This is a genomic window from uncultured Granulicatella sp. (assembly GCF_963528315.1).
Taxonomy (GTDB): domain Bacteria; phylum Bacillota; class Bacilli; order Lactobacillales; family Aerococcaceae; genus Granulicatella.
This window is the reverse complement of record NZ_CAURVV010000016.1, coordinates 1-19,055: the sequence shown is the minus strand read 5'-3', so window position 1 is coordinate 19,055 and position 19,055 is coordinate 1. Positions and strand designations below refer to the sequence as shown.

At 31.3% G+C, this 19,055-nt stretch carries 15 protein-coding genes and 1 other annotated feature; of the genes, 13 read left to right on the top strand and 2 right to left on the bottom strand.

The annotated features are described in order from the left end of the window. Positions 1-111 precede the first annotated feature (111 nt). The 4 genes from RYK07_RS05095 (at position 112) to RYK07_RS05080 (ending at position 3,857) form a co-directional block, all read left to right on the top strand. Entirely contained in the window at positions 112-1,512 is a 1,401-nt protein-coding gene (locus RYK07_RS05095) for an LPXTG cell wall anchor domain-containing protein (protein WP_314852718.1), read from the top strand. Positions 1,513-1,684: 172 nt separating this feature from the next. After that, positions 1,685-2,566, top strand: a complete 882-nt coding sequence (locus RYK07_RS05090) for an ATP-binding cassette domain-containing protein (RefSeq protein WP_314852717.1) — start codon at positions 1,685-1,687, stop codon at positions 2,564-2,566. 5 nt (positions 2,567-2,571) lie between these two features. After that, the gene (locus tag RYK07_RS05085) at positions 2,572-3,279 is read left to right on the top strand and encodes a hypothetical protein (RefSeq protein ID WP_314852716.1); all 708 of its coding nucleotides are present in this window, start codon (positions 2,572-2,574) and stop codon (positions 3,277-3,279) included. A gap of 11 nt (positions 3,280-3,290) precedes the next feature. Further along, positions 3,291-3,857, top strand: a complete 567-nt coding sequence (locus RYK07_RS05080) for a hypothetical protein (RefSeq protein WP_314852714.1) — start codon at positions 3,291-3,293, stop codon at positions 3,855-3,857. A 58-nt stretch (positions 3,858-3,915) separates the two neighbouring features. Here RYK07_RS05080 and RYK07_RS05075 read toward each other — a convergent pair whose 3' ends face one another. Continuing rightward, a complete protein-coding gene (locus tag RYK07_RS05075; protein ID WP_314852712.1) occupies positions 3,916-4,800 on the bottom strand; it encodes an Rpn family recombination-promoting nuclease/putative transposase in 885 nt (294 codons plus the stop codon). Between the two features lie 161 nt (positions 4,801-4,961). Between RYK07_RS05075 and RYK07_RS05070 the strand changes: the two genes are divergently transcribed. From RYK07_RS05070 to RYK07_RS05050, 5 genes are all read left to right on the top strand, one after another. Further along, on the top strand, positions 4,962-5,762 hold the full coding sequence (locus tag RYK07_RS05070) for a LicD family protein (RefSeq protein ID WP_314852710.1): 801 nt from the start codon (positions 4,962-4,964) through the stop codon (positions 5,760-5,762). 4 nt (positions 5,763-5,766) lie between these two features. Continuing rightward, positions 5,767-6,585 (top strand): LicD family protein, encoded by an 819-nt coding sequence (locus tag RYK07_RS05065; RefSeq protein ID WP_314852736.1) that lies wholly within the window; start codon positions 5,767-5,769, stop codon positions 6,583-6,585. A 189-nt stretch (positions 6,586-6,774) separates the two neighbouring features. Further along, positions 6,775-8,253, top strand: a complete 1,479-nt coding sequence (locus RYK07_RS05060) for an oligosaccharide flippase family protein (protein WP_314852708.1) — start codon at positions 6,775-6,777, stop codon at positions 8,251-8,253. Between the two features lie 3 nt (positions 8,254-8,256). Then, the gene (locus RYK07_RS05055) at positions 8,257-9,243 is read left to right on the top strand and encodes a glycosyltransferase family 2 protein (RefSeq protein WP_314852706.1); all 987 of its coding nucleotides are present in this window, start codon (positions 8,257-8,259) and stop codon (positions 9,241-9,243) included. A gap of 182 nt (positions 9,244-9,425) precedes the next feature. Further along, positions 9,426-11,114 (top strand): ABC transporter ATP-binding protein, encoded by a 1,689-nt coding sequence (locus tag RYK07_RS05050; RefSeq protein ID WP_314852705.1) that lies wholly within the window; start codon positions 9,426-9,428, stop codon positions 11,112-11,114. 38 nt (positions 11,115-11,152) lie between these two features. Here the strand turns inward: RYK07_RS05050 and RYK07_RS05045 are convergent, their stop codons facing one another. Beyond that, on the bottom strand, positions 11,153-11,713 hold the full coding sequence (locus RYK07_RS05045) for a class I SAM-dependent methyltransferase (protein WP_314852703.1): 561 nt from the start codon (positions 11,711-11,713) through the stop codon (positions 11,153-11,155). A 155-nt stretch (positions 11,714-11,868) separates the two neighbouring features. Between RYK07_RS05045 and RYK07_RS05040 the strand changes: the two genes are divergently transcribed. The 4 genes from RYK07_RS05040 (at position 11,869) to thiI (ending at position 18,994) form a co-directional block, all read left to right on the top strand. Beyond that, the gene (locus RYK07_RS05040; protein WP_314852702.1) at positions 11,869-13,866 is read left to right on the top strand and encodes a LysM peptidoglycan-binding domain-containing protein; all 1,998 of its coding nucleotides are present in this window, start codon (positions 11,869-11,871) and stop codon (positions 13,864-13,866) included. Positions 13,867-13,885: 19 nt separating this feature from the next. Continuing rightward, positions 13,886-14,078: a binding site (T-box leader), on the top strand. Positions 14,079-14,133: 55 nt separating this feature from the next. Continuing rightward, positions 14,134-16,548: a leucine--tRNA ligase gene (gene leuS / locus RYK07_RS05035; RefSeq protein WP_314852700.1), complete on the top strand. Its 2,415-nt coding sequence runs from the start codon at positions 14,134-14,136 to the stop codon at positions 16,546-16,548. Positions 16,549-16,639: 91 nt separating this feature from the next. Further along, positions 16,640-17,764, top strand: coding sequence for a cysteine desulfurase family protein (locus tag RYK07_RS05030; RefSeq protein ID WP_314852735.1), 1,125 nt, complete (start codon positions 16,640-16,642; stop codon positions 17,762-17,764). A gap of 12 nt (positions 17,765-17,776) precedes the next feature. Beyond that, the gene (gene thiI / locus RYK07_RS05025) at positions 17,777-18,994 is read left to right on the top strand and encodes a tRNA uracil 4-sulfurtransferase ThiI (protein ID WP_314852698.1); all 1,218 of its coding nucleotides are present in this window, start codon (positions 17,777-17,779) and stop codon (positions 18,992-18,994) included. Positions 18,995-19,055 lie beyond the last annotated feature (61 nt).

The following is a 19,055-nucleotide window of genomic DNA, read 5'->3' as shown; positions in this document are numbered from 1 at the left end:
GATGAAGGTAAATCAAAGACATTTTCTGACTTTAGTTCAAATAAAGAAGGAGGTGTTTATTTTGTAAATGTAGATACTATAGATTTAACTTCTAAAGATACTTTACGAAATATGGGGAAAAATAGAGTAACGAATGATGCCAAAAAAATTCATGCAAAGCTTAATACAAATAATGGTATCCAAAATACTGATGCGTATATTTTTAAAGTTCGTAACGGAGAAACTATTTCTTATAATGCAAAAATATTAGAAGATAGTTATTTAAGTAAAAAATTTGGTATAGATTCAATCTCAATAAAAAGAACTTATAATTTTGGATTTACAAACCAAGCTAGATATTATGATGTTTTAACTAATAATTTAACTGAAACAAATTACATTTTTACAAATATCGATAATTCAACAAATCCAAATTCAGGTACTCCTCATGTAACTACAGAATATTTATATAAAGATAAATTAGGGAAGGTAATTTCTTTAAAAGAATTGTATATAAAAGTGATTAATGATGGTATTTTTTATAACAATGAGCTTTTAAACTCTGAAAATATTTCTGATGAAAGTTTAAAAAAAGCAGAATCGGGTGAGAAATTTTTTGGTTCTAATTCTAAATTGTATTCAACTGGATATTCTGTAACAGAAACTGCTGAGGGTGGAGTAGCAAAAACTATAAATTATTTTTTAAATCCAAAATTAAACTATTCTTCACTTTTAGATAATACTTCAAATGCTATTGTTAAAAGTAATATATTAAAAAATGTTGATTACAAAAAATTAATGGAACCTATTTCTACAAATTACCATTTAGTAACTTATAAAAAGCTAATTGATACAGGAGTTGTACAACAAAAATTTGTGGATGAACAAGGAAATGAAATTGCTCCTACAATTACTAGCGAGAAAATTGATAATGGATCTACAGTTGCTGTAACAACTCCTCCAAAGGAAATAACTTATAAAGGTCAAATGTATTTATTACAAACAGAAAAAATTCCAAATAGTTTAGTAATTGAAAAAGGAATTAATTCAGTAACTTTTAGTTATAAACTACAAGTTGTTAGTGATAAAGGAACGCCAGAACGTCTAGAAGTACCAGAATATATTAGTAAGAAAGGTGAACCTTTAACTCTTGAAGTACCAGAATATAGTAGTAAGAAAGGTGAACCATTAGTACAGCCAGAATTACCTGCATTTGAATTAAATAATGAACAACCAGAACCATATGTTGAGGTGCCTAAACCTCAACAAGAAAAACAAACTAAAAAATCTACATTTGATGAAACTTCTAAAAAAACTGAAAATGAAGTTCAAACTTCAAGTGAAAAACCACTGCCAGCAAAGCAAGAAAAAGAAGTAGTTCATCAAACAGAATCTGAAAAGGTTGTTTCAAATAAACAAGTTCTTCCAAATACAGGTATGTCAGATACTAGTTTATATTATACAATTAGTGCTAGTATTATGAGCTTATTAGGTATGATGAGTTTAAAATTCAAGAAGAAAGATATGAAATAAATTTTAATAGTATCGAATAAGTATTCATTCTAATGATTTAAATAGGCAATCAATGACTTTTCGAATATAGCAAGTATGCTAGTTCGAAAAGTCTTTTTTTTCTTGTAATATTCATAAAAAGTGATAGTATTACATTTATAGTATTAAATTTCTAATATAACGAGGTGAATACATGAGTCAACCTTTAATCGAAGTGAAAAATATTCATAAACGATATGCAAAACATAATGCATTAGATAATGTATCGTTCAATATTTATGAAGGTAGAATTTGTGGCTTGATTGGTGAAAATGGAGCAGGGAAAACGACATTAATTCGTATTATTTCTGGACTAATTAAACAAGACTCTGGAGAAATTGTTGGACTAAAAGGATGTAAACTAAGTTCAATTGTGGAAGCACCAGCTCTTCATTTGAATCTTTCCGCTTATGATAACTTGCACTATCAATTATTACTATGTGGAGAAAATCCTTCTCATGAAAAAATAGAGGAAGTATTAAATTTAGTAGGGTTAGCCGATGTGGATTCAAAGAAAAAAGCCAAAGATTTTTCTTTAGGAATGAGACAACGATTAGCGATAGGGTTGGCAATTATCGATTCACCCAAATTATTAATTTTAGATGAACCAATTAATGGATTAGATCCAAAAGGAATTAAAGATATTCGAGATATTCTAGCAACTTTAAAAAATGATTTTAATATAACGATTTTAATTTCCAGTCATATTTTATCTGAATTAGATCTTATTGCAGATGATTATGTCATTATGAGTAAAGGAAAAGTTATTCAAGAAGACTCAAAATTAGCTATCTTATCTTCATTAGCCAATAAAATTATCGTTTCAACAGCAACAAACCAAACAGCGATTGAAATTTTAACAGCAAATGATTGTCAGTGTACTCTTTTGTCTGACAAAATCGAAGTGAACCATACATCTCTTACGATTAATCAGATTATTGATCTATTAAGAGAAAATCAGATTGAAATTTTTGAGATTTATAAAGAACAAGTTTCTTTTGAAGAATATTATTTTAATTTGGTTGAAGGAAGGTAAGAGCAATGATGTCAAATTTTAAAGCAGATATTTATAAAATTAGAAAAGAAAAAGTCTTTTCTATCTCACTTTTACTATGTATTTTATTAGAATTCTTATTTACATTTGTAATGAGAGAAAAGAGTGGGGACACTGGAGTCATCTTCACTTTATCGACTTCAACAGCTTTTCTTCCCTTATTATTCATTGCAGTAGATTTATTCGTTTGGGGAGAAGACTTTGTATCTAGAACGATTAATACACAAATTATTAAATCTAGTAGTCGTTTTTCCTTATTTATTTATAAAGTTGTGACGACGATTTTATATTCAACAGTACATTTATTCGTTGCATATTTATCTGTAGCAGTATTTAGAGGAATTTTTGCAGATAGTGTTTCGCTATCAACAGTGTGGAATATCGCAGTGTATCAATATCCTTATTATTTATGCATTATGTTCCTGTCTGTTTTCATTTTCAACTATGTAGATAAGGTAAGTTATGCGCAATTAATTTATGTAGTGATTGTGATTTTATTTGACAATTTAATGAGTTTTTCAATGGCAAATGTTATCGACCCTGAATTGTTGGAACACTTTTTACTCTTCAACCAATTAAAGGCTATTACAGGTAGCGGAGACTTTTTAACGCCATCTGTTATAATTGCAATTATTTTTAGTGTTTTATACATTATTTTTAGTTATTATTTATTTAATGAACGAGAATTTAAATAAGGAGAAAGCTTATGAAGAAAATTTTACCATTTATCGTTTTTTTCCTAGTCATTGTAGCTTTTGGATTTTATATGACTTATAGCAATGCCAAAACAGATTTTGATTTTACACAGACTTGGGAATTACAAGAAAATGCGAAACAAAAAGTAGAAATTTATGGAACAGAGCAAAATGTGGAATTATCGATTGTAGAAACTTCTAATCCTCAAACAAAAGTAACTGTATCTGGAAAAATCTCTAAAACTTCTGTGAATACGATTAAAGATACAAAATCAAATGAGGAAGGATTATATATTCCAATTTCAAAACATGGATTTAGATTATATACTTCTCAATTTGGAAAAGATACATTAAAAATTACGGTTGAATTAGCGAAAAATGCAGATCCGTATGAAGTGTTTTTAGATACCGTAAGTGGGGAGGTAAAAGTGAATGTTCCTCAAACATTTGATGGAAAATACGACATTATGTTAAATAATGGTGCTAAAATAACAGAAAAACCTGAAACAAAAGAAACAAGTGCAAGTGTCATTAGAGTGGATGCTTATACAGACGTAACGATTGTAAAAGGAAAATAAAGTGAAAGAGCCTTTCAAAAAGAAAATGAAAGGCTCTTTTTTAGGAGTGTTTATATTTCTAATTTAATTCTTTTCTAAATGCTTCAATTTCTTCAATCGACAATCCTGTATGTTTTTGGATTTCTTCTATTGGTAAGTTCATTTTGAAGCAGATCATGACTTGCCCTTTTCGTTCTCCGAGAGCTACGCCTTGTTGTCGTCCGATTTCAATTCCCTGTTCGATCCCCTGTTCTATTCCTTCTTCAAGTTGGTGTTTCATGACTTGATAGTATACATCTTCATATTTTTCCATTAATTCTGCAAGCCTCCGTTCTTCACCTGATAGATTTGAGAAGTTCACTATTTTCTGTGCTTCTTTTAATCCTCTGCTTGATTCTGGCTTAATTGTACCATTTTTTAGAAAGTCTCGCCACTCTGATAAATCTGTATTTTTTTCTTCAAGAATAGCTTTATCTGTTAAGTTTACTAAATAGATTCGCCAATAAGGCTGGAGTTTTTTATTTTTAATTTCTCGATGACAAGCCAAGTTGGTTAATCCAATTTCTACTCTGGCTTCTTGAAATTCTTGGAATACTGTAAAATTAGTAACAACAATAGAAATAATTGATTTTGTACTTTCTGCTTTATAGTTTTGCGTATAAGTGGTTGCCATATAGTTAAAAATACGTTCAAAAAAGTCTTTATGCTGATAAAGTTGCATTTCTATCATAATTTCCATGCCATCTTCTGTAGTAGCAGCTACATCAACAATTGTGCTATACATTACTGGATTCAAATTTTCAATCTCTTTTTGATAAGATTCTATCTGATACGGATTTGCTGGTCTAACATTTGTTAGCTTCATTCCCGTAACTGCCTCGATGAAATCTTCCAGAATATATTCCTTTCCAGTTGTTGTCATCATTTTTTTGAAGAGTAGGTCATTTGTTGGTTTGATTTTCATAGTGATTCCTCCTTTAATTTTCTCTTCACATTTATATATGAAAAATTTTCCAAAATTAATTTTTTTACTGCAACTTTTTCAAATAGTCCCTTGTGTATTTATTGTTTTACACCGTTGTGCTATAATCATCAAGGAATATCTGAATAAAAGAGGATTTTTATATGAAAAGATTAACGACAGAAGAAGTTAAACAAAGAGAATTAGCCATTCTTTTAGCAGTAGATGAGTTTTGTAAAAAGGAAAAACTTCATTATTTTCTTAATTATGGAACGTTAATTGGTGCCATTCGTCATAAAGGATTTATTCCTTGGGATGATGATATTGATATTATGATGCCAAGAAAAGATTATGAACGTTTTAAACGTGAATTTTCTTCATTTCAATATGATATTTTATTATTAGAAAATAATGCCGATTACTATAATAATTTTATTAAAGTAGTGGATAACCAAACAGTGATTACAGATACTAGAAATCGTAAAACTTATAAGAGTGGAATTTTTATCGATATTTTCCCCTATGATCGAATTGATGATTTGAAGGCTGTAGATAAAACTTATCAACTAGAAAGTTTTAAATTATTATCATTTAGTAAGCATAAAAATATTGTGTACAAAGATAGTTTGATAAAAGATATGATTCGTACATTTTTCTGGACTGTGTTACTTCCTGTGTCTCCAAGAAGATTTGCGTATAAAATTGAAGATGTTATTCAACAATATACGAAACCGAATGGAAAATATGAATGCTTATTAGCTTCTAAATTAAAAGAAAAAGAAGTATTTGAAGCCGGAATTTTCGATGAAGTCATTGATGGAGAATTCGAAGGACATATTTTACCAATTCCAAAAGAATATGACCGTTTATTAACACAATATTATGGAGATTATTTAACATTACCTCCAATTGAAAAACAAACCAATCCACATGAATTGGAAGTTTATTTAAAAGAAGAGGAGTAGCATGATGCCAAAGTATTTAACAAAAGAAGAATTAAAGCAAACACAATTAGACATATTAAAATATATTGATCGTATTTGTAAGGAAAATGATATTCAGTATTTTGTCAGTTATGGAACATTATTAGGTGCTGTTCGCCACAAAGGATTTATTCCCTGGGATGATGATATTGATATTTCTATGTACCGTTCTGAATATGATAAATTCATTGAAGCAATTGAAAAAAATCAACATCCTTACTACAAAATTTTAAGTAAGGAAACTTCTGATTGGTATTTCCAAAACTTCTTAGTAGTGACAGATGAACGTACGGTTGTAGAAGATCATATTAAAGTCGATCGTCATGATACAAGTGTATTCGTAGATGTCTTTCCAATCGAACGTTATGATGATATTAAATTAATCGATAAAGCTCACTTAATGGCAACTTTACGTATGATTGCATATATTAAATTACAATATGTTCAATATGGCGATAGTCAGTTAAAAGATATTTGCCGTAAAATCATGTGGTATGCGCTAAGAATCGTAAATCCACGTTGGTTTGGAAATCGTATTGATGCTTTAATTAAAAAATATCGTAAAGAAGATGGGCAATATGAAGGACTTGTCGGTTGCGGTAAAGATGGGCGAAAAGAAGTATTCCCTCGTGGAACTTTTGAAGAATTAATTGAATTACCATTTGAAGATATGATGGTTCCTGCACCAAAAGAATATGATGTATTTCTTTCTCAATTTTATGGGGACTATATGACGGTTCCTTCTCAAGAAGAAATTGATTATAAGAGTCATTTATTGCAAGCTTATCGTAAAGATGAACAATAATAATGGAGTTTAAGTCTAAAAGAGGTTGGACGTTTATCCAGCCTTCTTTTTATGTCTGTTGAAGTGTAGTAGAAGAAGGATCGTAAGAACGAAAACTACTCAATTCTTATGAATTGTTTAATATCTAAGATATTTGTTTCTATCTTTGTATGAATTTGCTATACTATCTCCAGTAAAATGAGGTGAATTATGAAAAATATTAAAGTAAATGCTATCGCAAACCTTTTAATGCGAGTATTAAATATTGTTTTTCCACTAATTACAGGTCCCTATATTGCTAGAATTTTAAATAAAACAGAGTATGGGTATTTCAATATTACGAATACTTTCATTGGATTATTTATCCCTTTTGCAACTTTAGGAATTTATAATTATGGAATTCGAGCCATTAGTAAGGCAAAGGAAAATAAACAAGAGATTAATCGGATTTTTTCATTACTCTTTTATATTTCCTTATTTTGTACGGTCATTACAACCATTGTCTATTTTATTATCACATTCCAAATAGAAGGTGCTCCCGTATTAAAAACATTGTATTATATTATGGCGATACAAGTGTTTGCACAGTTTTTAAATATTGAATGGATGAATGAAGCATTTGAAAATTACACGTTTATTTTGTATAAGACTTTATTTATTCGAATCTTTATGCTTGTTTCTATTTTTACATTTGTAAAAACAGAGCATGATATTGTACCGTATGCCTTTTTAATGTCCATTGCGACACTGTTAAATTATTTAGCAAGTTTCTTCTGGATTAAAAAAGAAGTCCACTTTGTTGGCGTTCAATGGAAAGATGTTAAAGCTGTCATTCAACCGTTAATTGCTATCCTTTTATTAGCAAATGCAGGGATGCTTTATACGTATTTAGATCGAATGTTTTTATCTTCCATTGCTTTACCAGAATATGTATCATATTACACGATTGCTCAAACATTAGTGTTTTCTATTTCTGGAGTCATTAGTGGGGCGGTAAGTGTTAGTATTCCACGACTTGGCTATTATTTAGGAATTAATGATAAGAAAGCCTATGATGATTTAGTCAATAAGGGCGGAAGAATTTTTATGTTCTGTATTACGCCGTTAAATTTTGGATTAGCCATTTTAGCAAGTCATGCGACTGTATTATATGCAGGAGAGCAGTATTTAGATGCTAGCTTTAGTGTGTTCCTATTTGCCCTTCGTTCTATTCCATGGGCAATGGCATTAATTTTAGAAAATCAAATTATTTTTGTACAAGGTTATGAAAATAAATTAACGATGTTCTACTTTATCGGTGGAGGATTAAACTTAGTATTGAACTCTATTCTAGCTACTGTAGGTATTACAAAACCAGAATGGTATATTTTAACAACGATTGTTGCTGAATTATTAGTAATTGCATTAGACATCTTATTAATTAATAAGAATAAGTTAATCGATTTAAGAAAATTATTTATTCATGCTGGTAAATACGTTCTCTATTCATCAGGATTTTTCATTATTTATGGATTGATTTCTTGGATTCGTCCAATTGAAATGGTAGTGAATGGGGCATTGCTCATCAATATTTTTGTAACAATTGTTAGCTGTGTCATTTATTATATAGTTGTATTAGTACTTGTCAAAGATGAAATTTTCTATGAAGTGATTCATGCAGTAAAAAATAAAGTATTGAAGAAAGGGTAAGCTATGACTGAATTAATTAGTGTCATTGTACCTGTATACAATGTCGAACAATATTTAGAAAAATGTGTTCAATCTATTCAAACACAAACTTATTCTAACTTAGAAATTTTATTAGTTGATGATGGTGCTACCGATTCAAGTGGACGGCTATGTGATGAATTAGCGACGACAGATGAGAGAATAACAGTCATTCATAAAGAAAATGGAGGCCTATCTTCAGCAAGAAATGAAGGACAAAAAAATGCTAAAGGTGAGTATGTTTTGTTCGTTGATTCAGATGATTATATTCATGAAGAAATGATTGAGTCCCTTTATCAACAACTTATTACTGAAAATGCAGATGTTTCAAGTTGTAATGTTATGAATGTTTATACGACAAACCAAACTCCTCAATGTGATCGAGAAGATTTGTATTTAGTATTGAATCAAGAAGAGTTTTTAAGAGAATATTTAATTGGACAAAAAGTTCCTGGAACGATTTGTAATAAATTAATGAGAAAAGAGATTGCTGATAAAATAGAATTTCCAGTCGGAAAAATTTATGAAGATGCATTTTATCACTATCAATTAGTTCAAATTGCAAAAAAATATGTTGTTAATACGAAACCGTATTATTATTACTATCATAGACAACAAAGTATTACGACAAATCCTTATCGTGAACGTGATTTAGTATATATTACGATTTATCAACAATTTTATGATTTAGTAAAACAGCAATTCCCTAAATTGGAAGAAGAAGCATTCTTTAGATTATCTTACGCACATTTTTATATTTTAGATAAAATGCTAGTGGAAGATGATTTTGCAACTTTAGCAGATTATCCAAGAGTGCGTCACTACTTGAAACAACATGCCTTTGAGATTGCGAAAAATACTATTTTCCAAAAAGGAAGAAGAATTGCTGCATTAGCATTAAAAATCAATATTCATTTGTACCGAAAATTGATGCTGGCTAATATGGAGAAAAATAAGAAGATTCATGAGTAATGATAAATGAAGACTTTTGCGACTGCAAAAGTCTTTTTTACATTTTTAATTTTAAAACATATAAAAATTAAAAAAACATTAGAAAAATTATATAAAAATTAAAAATATAATTGACAAAAATTGAAAAAGTGATATTCTATAGAAAAATTTATTGTGTTTAAAAAAGAAATGGAGGAATTACAATGCAAAATTTGATAACAAAAGAAGTTAAATTAAAGATGATTCCATGGTTGTTGATTGGTATTTTAGGGAGCTTACTAACATTAGGAATTCCTTATTTAGTACAGTCATTATTAGATAATGGAGATGGAAAAAATATTTTTCAAAATATTATGTTCATTGTTGCACTTCTGTTTTTACAGTTATTATTATCATTCAGTGCCCATTATGGATTGTTAAAAATTGGGGAAAATATTGTACTTGATTTTCGTATGAAAGCTTATGAGAGTGTTCTTTATAACGAACAAGAATCTCAAAAAAGAAGTGGAGAATCAGCTGGTGAAATTATTGAAGTAAGTAAAAAATTAAAAAACTTTATCGTTTTCCAATTGCCAACTTTTATTCAAAGTATTGTAACTATAGTAGGGATTTTAATCTTCTTATTTATTTTAAATTGGAAATTATCTGTCGTAATTATATTAGGAATTCCTTCAATCTTTTTAGTCTTAAATCCAATGAGTAAACTGCTTTCGAATATTAGTCAATCTGAACAAAAAGTAACTATCAAAGTGATTGGACAATTAGGAGAGTATTTTAGAAATCGTACATTCTTTTTAGCGAATAATGCTACAGATCAAAGTAAACAAAAGATGAAAGAGTCATATTTAGAATTGTATCAACAATCTGTAAAATTAGGATTTTTTGAAGCGTTAATGCAGCCTTTTTCATTATTTTTTGTAACGATTGTATTAAGTTTCATTTTCCTATTTGGTGGCTTATTACTTTCTAGTGGTGAAATGACGATTGGAACATTTATTTCATTCTTAATTTACATCTTTATGTTATTAACACCTGCAAGTTCTGTCGGTAGTTTTTTAGGGGAATTATCTAAATTACAAGGATCAATGAGTGATTTATTAGAATTGATTCGTAAACCAATTACAATTCAACAAAATACTGGAGAAGTGGTTGATTTGTCAAATGCAACCATTCAATTATCAGATGTTTCATTTAATTATGAGGAAACAGAAGTATTAAATCATATTTCAATGGAAATTCATTCTGGTTCAACCGTAGCGATTGTTGGGCCATCAGGAGCTGGTAAGAGTACATTGTTAAGTCTTTTATTAGGAATGATACAACCAACTAATGGACAAGTTTCCATCGATTCTTACGACTTAAACAGAGTAAATCTTCAAGAATATAGAAATCAAATTGGTTATCTTGCACAAAATGAAACATTATTAGCAGGAACAATTTTAGATAATTTAACTTGGGGGTTGAAGGAAACGGTTAACCAAGTTGCTATTGAACAAGCTTTGAAAGATGCGGAAATCTATGATTTTGTAACAGCATTACCACAAGGCATTCATACAAATGTATCAGAATTAGGAGATAATTTTTCAGGAGGGCAACAGCAACGATTGGCATTTGCTCGTATTTTATTAAGAAATCCAAAATTAATTTTCTTAGATGAAGCAACTTCTTCATTGGATAGTATTTTAGAGCATAAGATTATTCAAACATTAGAAAATGAATATCGTCATCTAACAAAAGTGATGATTGCTCATCGATTATCGACGGTTCAAGATGCTAGTCAAATTTATTTCCTTGAAGATGGAAAGATTACAGGAGTAGGAACTCATTCTGAATTATTAGAAACACATCCACACTATCAAGAATTTGTAAAAAAACAAATGATCCATCAATAGTAAGTAAGAAAGACTTTTGCGAGCGCAAAAGTCTTTTTTTAACGTTTTCTTTCAATGACAAAACAAATAGGTGGTTGGTTTTGTTGGTTGATAAATTGATACTGTAACACTGTCCATTCATGTTGATCTAATGTCGGAAGAAACTGTTGTAATTGTGATAATTCTGTATCTCCACCTTCATGTCCCCAATAACAAACTAATACGATACGACCACCAATTCTTAATAGTTCTATCATGGATTCAATGGCACGAATGGTGGAGTCGGGAGTCGTAATAATCGACTTATCACTTCCAGGTAAATATCCTAAATTAAAGATTGCTGCTTGAATCGGTTGTTGAACATAAGTAGATAGATTTGCATGGGAGTCACAAATGAGCTGAATATTTTCTTTCGTATCTAATGTTTGAATCTTTTCAGTTGTTTTTATGAGTGCTGCTTCTTGAATATCAAAAGCGAATACTTTTCCTTCTGCTTGAACTAGTTTTGAAAGAAAAATAGTATCATTTCCATTTCCCATTGTTGCATCTATCACGCAATCTCCAGGCTTGATACATTCTTGTAATATGGAATGGCTGAATTTTTGGGCGTTTTGAATCATATTTAGAACTCCTTTACCAAATCTTTAACATTTATTACAAAAGGTTTACGGTTGTTAAGAGTATACAACGTTTGATGTGTTCGTGCAACGTTCCCCTATGAATCAAAAAACTTTCTCCTATAATGGATAATGAATGAAGTAGGAGGAATCGAGAAATGTTAGAGACTAGAAATGAACGAATTTTAAGAAATAAAAAAGAAAAACAATTACAAAAAGTACAAATGATGAATCAATCATTAAAAAGATCATTAATCGTAGTAGGAACGACTGCCTGTGTGGGGTTATATGTTTCTCCTGTTGATCAATTATTATCTGCTAATTTTAGTGTAGTAGAAGCTTCAACAGCTGCTACTCAATTTTTACGTAATATTATTCCTGCAGCTCAAAATGTTGCAAGAGGTAAAGATATTTATACTTCTGTTATGATTGCTCAAGCTGCTCTTGAATCAGGTTGGGGAACAAGTGCTTTATCGAAAGCACCAAACCATAATTTATTTGGTGTAAAAGGAAGTTATAATGGACAATCTGTTAATATGCAGACATTAGAAGATAGTGGTGGACAAAATTACTATAGTATTCAAGCAAACTTTAGAAAATATCCATCATATCAAGAATCATTAGAAGATTATGCCGATAAAATTGTAAATGGGATTACTGGTGCACCATTATTTTATTCTGGAGCTTGGAAGAGTAAAACAAATAGCTATCAAGATGCAACAGCATATTTAACTGGTCGTTATGCAACGGATACAGCTTACGGTTCTAAATTAAATCGTATTATTGAACAATTTGGATTAACAAAATATGATACAGAAACAGCTGTAAATATGGCTGAAGAAATTGCGAATAATCAAACTACAACATCTAATGGAGATGGCTATACAGTTGTCAGTGGAGATAGCTTATATGCGATTGCTCGTAAAACAGGAACAAGTATTCAAGATTTATTAAGTTTAAATGGATTGAATTTAAACTCAATTATTCATCCAGGACAAGTTTTAGCATTATCTTCAAAATCAGTATCTACTGAAACAAAACAAGAAGAAAGTGCTCCTAAAGAAGAAACAAAATCAACTGAATCAACTTCAACAGCTACTACAACTTCTGCTGGAAGCTATACAGTTGTCAGTGGAGATGGCTTATATGTGATTGCTCGTAAAACAGGAACATCTATTCAAGACTTATTAAGTTTAAATGGGTTAAGTTTAAATTCAACAATTTATCCTGGACAAGTATTAAAATTATCTTCAAATAGTGAAGCTTCTTCAGCAGAGGAAACAGCAACTAGTACTGAAGAAACAAGTAGTGAAGCAACATCCACAAGTTCAGAGGAATCTAGCTCAACTTCTACTGGAAGTTATACAGTTGTCAGTGGAGACGGCTTATATGCCATTGCACGTAAAACAGGAACATCTATTCAAGATTTATTAAGCTTAAATGGATTAACTTTAACTTCAACTATCTATCCTGGACAAGTATTAAAATTATCTTCAAGTAGTGAAGTTTCTACAACTGAAGAAGCAACAACAAGCACAGAAGAAACAAACAGTGAAGAAACTGCTTCTAACGAAGTTCAAACATCTTCAAGTGCTGGATCTTATACAGTTGTCAGTGGCGATAGTTTATATGCAATCGCTCGTAAAACAGGAACAAGTATCCAAGATTTATTAAGTTTAAATGGATTAAACTTAAACTCAGTTATTCATCCAGGTCAAGTATTACAATTAAGTAATGCTTATGAATCAAGTTCAACTGAAGAAACAGTGACAACTACAGAGGAAACTGCTTCTTCTGAAGAAACATCTACATCTGGAAATGCGCAAATGTACTATGTTCACCAAGGGGATACTTTATATCGTATCGCACGTAACAATGGTATTTCATTATCAACATTATTAGAATGGAATAACTTAAGCGTAGATAGCCCAATTTATCCAGGACAAGGATTAATTGTTTCATATGGCTCAAGTAGTTCATCAGAAGAAGCGAATACTACTACTCAAAGCTCTGAAAGTACCTATACGGTAAAAGCTGGAGATGGCTTATGGAGAATTGCGAAAAATCATGGATTAACATTAGATGAATTAAAAGCAATGAATCAATTAACGTCTAATATTATCCAACCAGGACAAGTCTTGATTGTTTCAAAATAAATTGATATAATGCTAGTAAATATTAGCAGACAAAGGAATAGTAGAAATTTCGATTGTAGTAGAGAGTGCATGGTTGGTGAAAATGCATCATGAAAAGTTTTGAACTCGCCTTTTAGCTGAATTTCTGAAACCAAGTAAGAAATTCCGTTTCACTCGCGTTAAGAGTATGTTAAGTATAAAATTAGGTGGTACCACGTGGAAACGTCCTATTGTCTTTAGAGACATTAGGGCGTTTCTTTAGGTATTTCCAGAAAAGAGGGGAAAATTATGTCATTTAATCATCATGAAATCGAACCAAAATGGCAAAAATTTTGGTTAGACAATCATACATTTAAAACTACGGAAGATAAAAATAAAAAGAATTTCTACGCATTAGATATGTTCCCATATCCATCAGGACAAGGGTTACACGTTGGACATCCAGAAGGATATACAGCAACAGATGTTGTTTCTCGTATGAAACGTGCACAAGGGTATAATGTATTACACCCAATGGGATGGGATGCATTTGGCTTACCAGCAGAACAATATGCGTTAGATACAGGGAATGACCCTGCTGAGTTTACATTGAAAAATATTGCAACTTTCAAACGTCAAATTCAAGAACTAGGATTTAGTTATGACTGGGATCGAGAAATTAATACAACAGATCCAAATTACTATAAATGGACTCAATGGATTTTTACAAAATTAGTAGAAAAAGGTTTAGCGTATGAAGCAGAAGTACCGGTTAACTGGTGTCCTGCTTTAGGAACAGTATTAGCTAATGAAGAAGTTATTGATGGTAAATCAGAACGTGGTGGACATCCAGTGTACCGTAAACCTATGAAACAATGGATGTTAAAAATTACAGCTTACGCGGATCGTTTATTAGAAGACTTGGATGATTTAGATTGGCCAGAAAGTATCAAAGATATGCAAAGAAACTGGATTGGTCGTTCTAAAGGAGCACAAGTAACATTTAAAGTAAAAGATTCAGATGAAAGTTTTGAAGTATTTACAACTCGTCCAGATACATTATTTGGAGCTACTTATAATGTTTTAGCACCTGAACATGAATTAGTTCAAAAAATTGTAACTCCAGAACAAAAAGAAGCAGTGGATGCTTATATTGCTTCTGTTTCTACTAAATCAGATTTAGAACGTACAGAATTATCAAAAGAAAAAACAGGGGTATTTACAGGAGCTTATGCGATTAACCCTGTTAACGGAAAAGAAATCCCAATTTGGATTGCAGACTATGTATTAGTGAGTTACGGAACAGGAGCGATTATGGCGGTACCTGCTCATGACGAACGTGACTATGAATTTGCTAAAGTATTCGGTCTAGATATTATTCCAGTTATCGAAGGTGGAGATGTGACTCAAGAAGCTTATACTGGAGATGGAGTTCATATTCATTCTGAATTTTTAGATGGCTTAAATAAAGCTGATGCCATTGAAAAAATGAATGAATGGTTGAAAGAACAAGGCGTTGGAGAAGCAAAAGTAAGTTACCGTCTACGTGACTGGTTATTCTCTCGTCAACGTTATTGGGGAGAACCAATTCCTGTCATTCATTGGGAAGATGGTACAATGACAACTATTCCTGAAGAAGAGTTACCATTAGTATTACCAAAAACAGATAAAATTAAGCCAAGTGGTACAGGTGAATCTCCATTAGCAGCTATTGAAGAATGGTTATATGTTACGGATGAGAAAACAGGATTAAAAGGACGTCGTGAAACAAATACAATGCCACAATGGGCAGGAAGTTCATGGTATTTTGTTCGTTATATTGATCCTCATAATCAAGAACAAATTGCAGATCCTGAAAAATTAAAAGAATGGTTACCAGTTGATTTATATATCGGTGGTGCAGAGCACGCAGTATTACACTTATTATATGCTCGTTTCTGGTATAAAGTATTATACGATTTAGGTGTTGTTCCGAATAAAGAACCATTCCAAAAATTATTTAACCAAGGAATGATTCTTGGTGAAGGTAATGAAAAAATGTCTAAATCAAAAGGAAATGTTGTGAATCCGGATGATGTTGTTCGTCAATATGGGGCAGATACATTACGTCTATATGAAATGTTTATGGGACCATTGGATGCTTCAATTGCTTGGAGTGAAAAAGGTCTTGAAGGAAGCCGTAAATTCTTAGAACGTGTTTGGAGATTACTAGTCGATGAAGAAGGTAAATTACGTGACCGTATTACAACTTTCAATGATGGCTCATTAGATAAAATTTATCACCAAACAGTTAAGAAAGTTACTGAAGATTATGAAGCATTACGCTTTAATACAGCTATTTCTCAAATGATGATTTTTGTAAATGAAGCGTATAAAACAGAAGCTCTTCCAGTTCAGTATATGAAAGGTTTAGTTCAATTATTAGCACCAATCGCTCCACACTTAGGAGAAGAATTATGGTCTAAACTAGGCGCAACTGAATCTATTAGCTATGTTGCATGGCCAACTTACGATGAAAAATTCTTAGTAGAAGATGAAGTAGAAGTTATCTTCCAAGTAAATGGAAAAATTAAAGCTCGTGTAATGGTTCCAGCAAATAGTGATGCAGCATCAATGGAAGAAATTGCAAGAAATCATGAATCTGTAAAAGCCGCAATTGAAGGCAAAACAGTTCGTAAAGTTATTGCAGTTCCTGGAAAATTAGTAAACATTGTAGCTAACTAGTGAGTTTAAATAAAAAATGATGGTAGGAGGGGTTCTTTCGTAAAAAGAACTCTCTCCTTTTGCCGTTATGAGATGTAGAAAAGGAGATATTATGATTTATTTTGATAATTCAGCAACAACAAAAATTGCTCCAGAAGCATTACAATCGTATGTTCAAACAAGCGAGCGTTTTTGGGGAAATCCTTCAAGCTTACATCGACTTGGAGGACAAGCCTTTCAAGTATTAGAAAAAGCAAGAGAACATATTGCGACTCTTTTAGGTGCTAAAACAGAAGAGATTTATTTTACTTCTGGAGGAACAGAAAGTAATAACTGGGCCATTAAAGGAACGGCACTGGAAAAAAGAGTGTTTGGGAATCATATTATTACGACAAAAATTGAACATCCTTCCGTTTTAAATACGGTGAAACAATTAGCTCAATTAGGATTTGAAATCAGTTATTTAGATGTCAATAACAAAGGTGAAATTTCATTAGAACAATTAGAATCTATGCTAAAAAAGGAAACAGTTTTAGTTTCTGTAATGGCGGTGAACAATGAAATTGGTGTGAGTCAAAATATTAAGGAGATTTCTCGTATTCTTGAACAATATCCATGGGTTCATTTTCATGTTGATGCGGTTCAAGCTTTAGAACAAGTTCCAGATTTATTAGCTCTTGGACGAATTGACTTATTAAGTTTATCGGCTCATAAATTCCATGGACCACGTGGAGTTGGAATACTTTATAAAAAAGCTGGAAGAAAAATTCAGTCGTTATTAACAGGCGGAGGCCAAGAAAAGACTGAACGTAGCACAACTGAGAATTTACCTGGAATTGTTGCTACTGCTAAAGCAATGCGTATGTATTTAGAAGCTCCACATCCAATGAAGGAAATTAGAGACTATTTGTGGAATTTTTTAGAACAACAACCTCAAATTAAAATTTTCTCTCCAAAAGAGGGAGTGGATCATATTCTATGTTTTGCATTAAAAGGAGTTCGTGGAGAAGTGCTAGTTCATGCTTTTGAAGAGGAAGAAATTTATATTTCAACAACTTCTGCTTGTTCAAGTAAAAAATCAGATAGTTCTAGTACCTTAGCTGCGATGAATGTTCCTGATTATTGGGCAACAAGTGCAGTTCGAGCAAGTTTTTCATATTTGAACACAATGGATGAAGCAAAACAATTTGTAGAAGTATTAGAAAAATTAATGAAAAAATTTGAATTTTTAAAATAAAGGAGTGAAAAAGTGAAAGTTAGATTATTAGTAAGATATGGTGAATTATCGACTAAGGGTCGTAATAAAAAAATGTTTACGCAAAAATTAGCCAATAATATTAAAAAAGCATTGATGAATTATCCTCAAGTTCGAGTTTTCCCTGATTATGATTTTATGTACTTAGATTTAAATGGAGTTTCTCAAGAAGAGATTATTCCATTATTAAAACCAATTTTCGGTATTCAATCCTTTTCTCCTGTTTATATTTTAGAAAAAGACATGGAGAAAGTGAAAGAAGTCGTATTGGATTTAGTTGGAAAAGAAAATCCAAATGGAAAAACTTTTAAAATTGCTACAAAACGTAGTGACCATGAATTTGTGATGGATACGAATGAGATTAATTTATTTTTAGGAGATGCAGTATTAGAAGCATATCCAGAAATTCGTGTACAATTAAAACAACCAGATATTACGGTTCGTGTAGATGTTCGTCGTCAACATATTATGGTGAGTTTACAAACGATTCAAGGTGCCGGAGGTTTACCTGTTGGAACAAGTGGTAGAGTATCATTAATGTTATCAGGAGGAATTGATTCTCCAGTTGCTGCTTATTTAGCAATGAAGAGAGGTATGGAAGTACAATGTGTGCATTTTGCTAGTCCGCCTTATACAAGCCCTCAAGCATTGGTAAAAACAAAACAACTAGCTGCTAAAGTTGCAATCTATGGGGGAAGTTTACAATTCTTCACAGTACCATTTACAGAAATTCAAGAAGAAATTAAAAAAGCTGTCCCTGAAAATTATTTGATGACAGTAATGCGTAGAATGATGTTACGAATTACAGATCAATTACGTGAGAAAAATCATGGCTTAGCCATTGCGAATGGTGAATCTGTAGGACAAGTAGCTTCTCAAACATTAGAGAGCATGATTGCGATTAATGATGTAACGAATACACCAATCATTCGACCAGTTGCCACAATGGATAAACTAGATATTATTGCGATTGCACAAGAAATCGATACATTTGAATTATCGATTCAACCATTTGAAGATTGTTGTACTGTTTTTGCACCACCAAGTCCAAAAACAAAACCAAAATTAGAAAAAGCAAGAGAATACGAAGCAAGATTGAACGTAGAAGAATTAGTGAATCGAGCAGTAGAGAATACAGTAGTAGAAGAAATCACTCCAAACTATGTAGCAGAAGAAGTAGAAAACACTGCCCGGATGGATGATTTGTTCTAATAAAAAGGTTGTTCGACAAATCCTGTTGGTGAGAAATCACCGACAGGATTTTTTATATGCA

Bases quoted from the DNA above. Each gene is read 5' to 3' on its own strand.
- RYK07_RS05095 (WP_314852718.1), top strand. From the start codon at position 112: ATGGGGAAAAATAGAGTAACGAATGATGCCAAAAAAATTCATGCAAAG.
- RYK07_RS05030 (WP_314852735.1), top strand. From the start codon at position 16,640: ATGATTTATTTTGATAATTCAGCAACAACAAAAATTGCTCCAGAAGCA.
- RYK07_RS05070 (WP_314852710.1), top strand. From the start codon at position 4,962: ATGAAAAGATTAACGACAGAAGAAGTTAAACAAAGAGAATTAGCCATT.
- RYK07_RS05080 (WP_314852714.1), top strand. From the start codon at position 3,291: ATGAAGAAAATTTTACCATTTATCGTTTTTTTCCTAGTCATTGTAGCT.
- RYK07_RS05040 (WP_314852702.1), top strand. From the start codon at position 11,869: ATGTTAGAGACTAGAAATGAACGAATTTTAAGAAATAAAAAAGAAAAA.
- RYK07_RS05065 (WP_314852736.1), top strand. From the start codon at position 5,767: ATGCCAAAGTATTTAACAAAAGAAGAATTAAAGCAAACACAATTAGAC.
- leuS (WP_314852700.1), top strand. From the start codon at position 14,134: ATGTCATTTAATCATCATGAAATCGAACCAAAATGGCAAAAATTTTGG.
- RYK07_RS05045 (WP_314852703.1), bottom strand. From the start codon at position 11,713: ATGATTCAAAACGCCCAAAAATTCAGCCATTCCATATTACAAGAATGT.
- RYK07_RS05055 (WP_314852706.1), top strand. From the start codon at position 8,257: ATGACTGAATTAATTAGTGTCATTGTACCTGTATACAATGTCGAACAA.
- RYK07_RS05050 (WP_314852705.1), top strand. From the start codon at position 9,426: ATGCAAAATTTGATAACAAAAGAAGTTAAATTAAAGATGATTCCATGG.
- RYK07_RS05090 (WP_314852717.1), top strand. From the start codon at position 1,685: ATGAGTCAACCTTTAATCGAAGTGAAAAATATTCATAAACGATATGCA.
- RYK07_RS05085 (WP_314852716.1), top strand. From the start codon at position 2,572: ATGATGTCAAATTTTAAAGCAGATATTTATAAAATTAGAAAAGAAAAA.
- RYK07_RS05075 (WP_314852712.1), bottom strand. From the start codon at position 4,800: ATGAAAATCAAACCAACAAATGACCTACTCTTCAAAAAAATGATGACA.
- RYK07_RS05060 (WP_314852708.1), top strand. From the start codon at position 6,775: ATGAAAAATATTAAAGTAAATGCTATCGCAAACCTTTTAATGCGAGTA.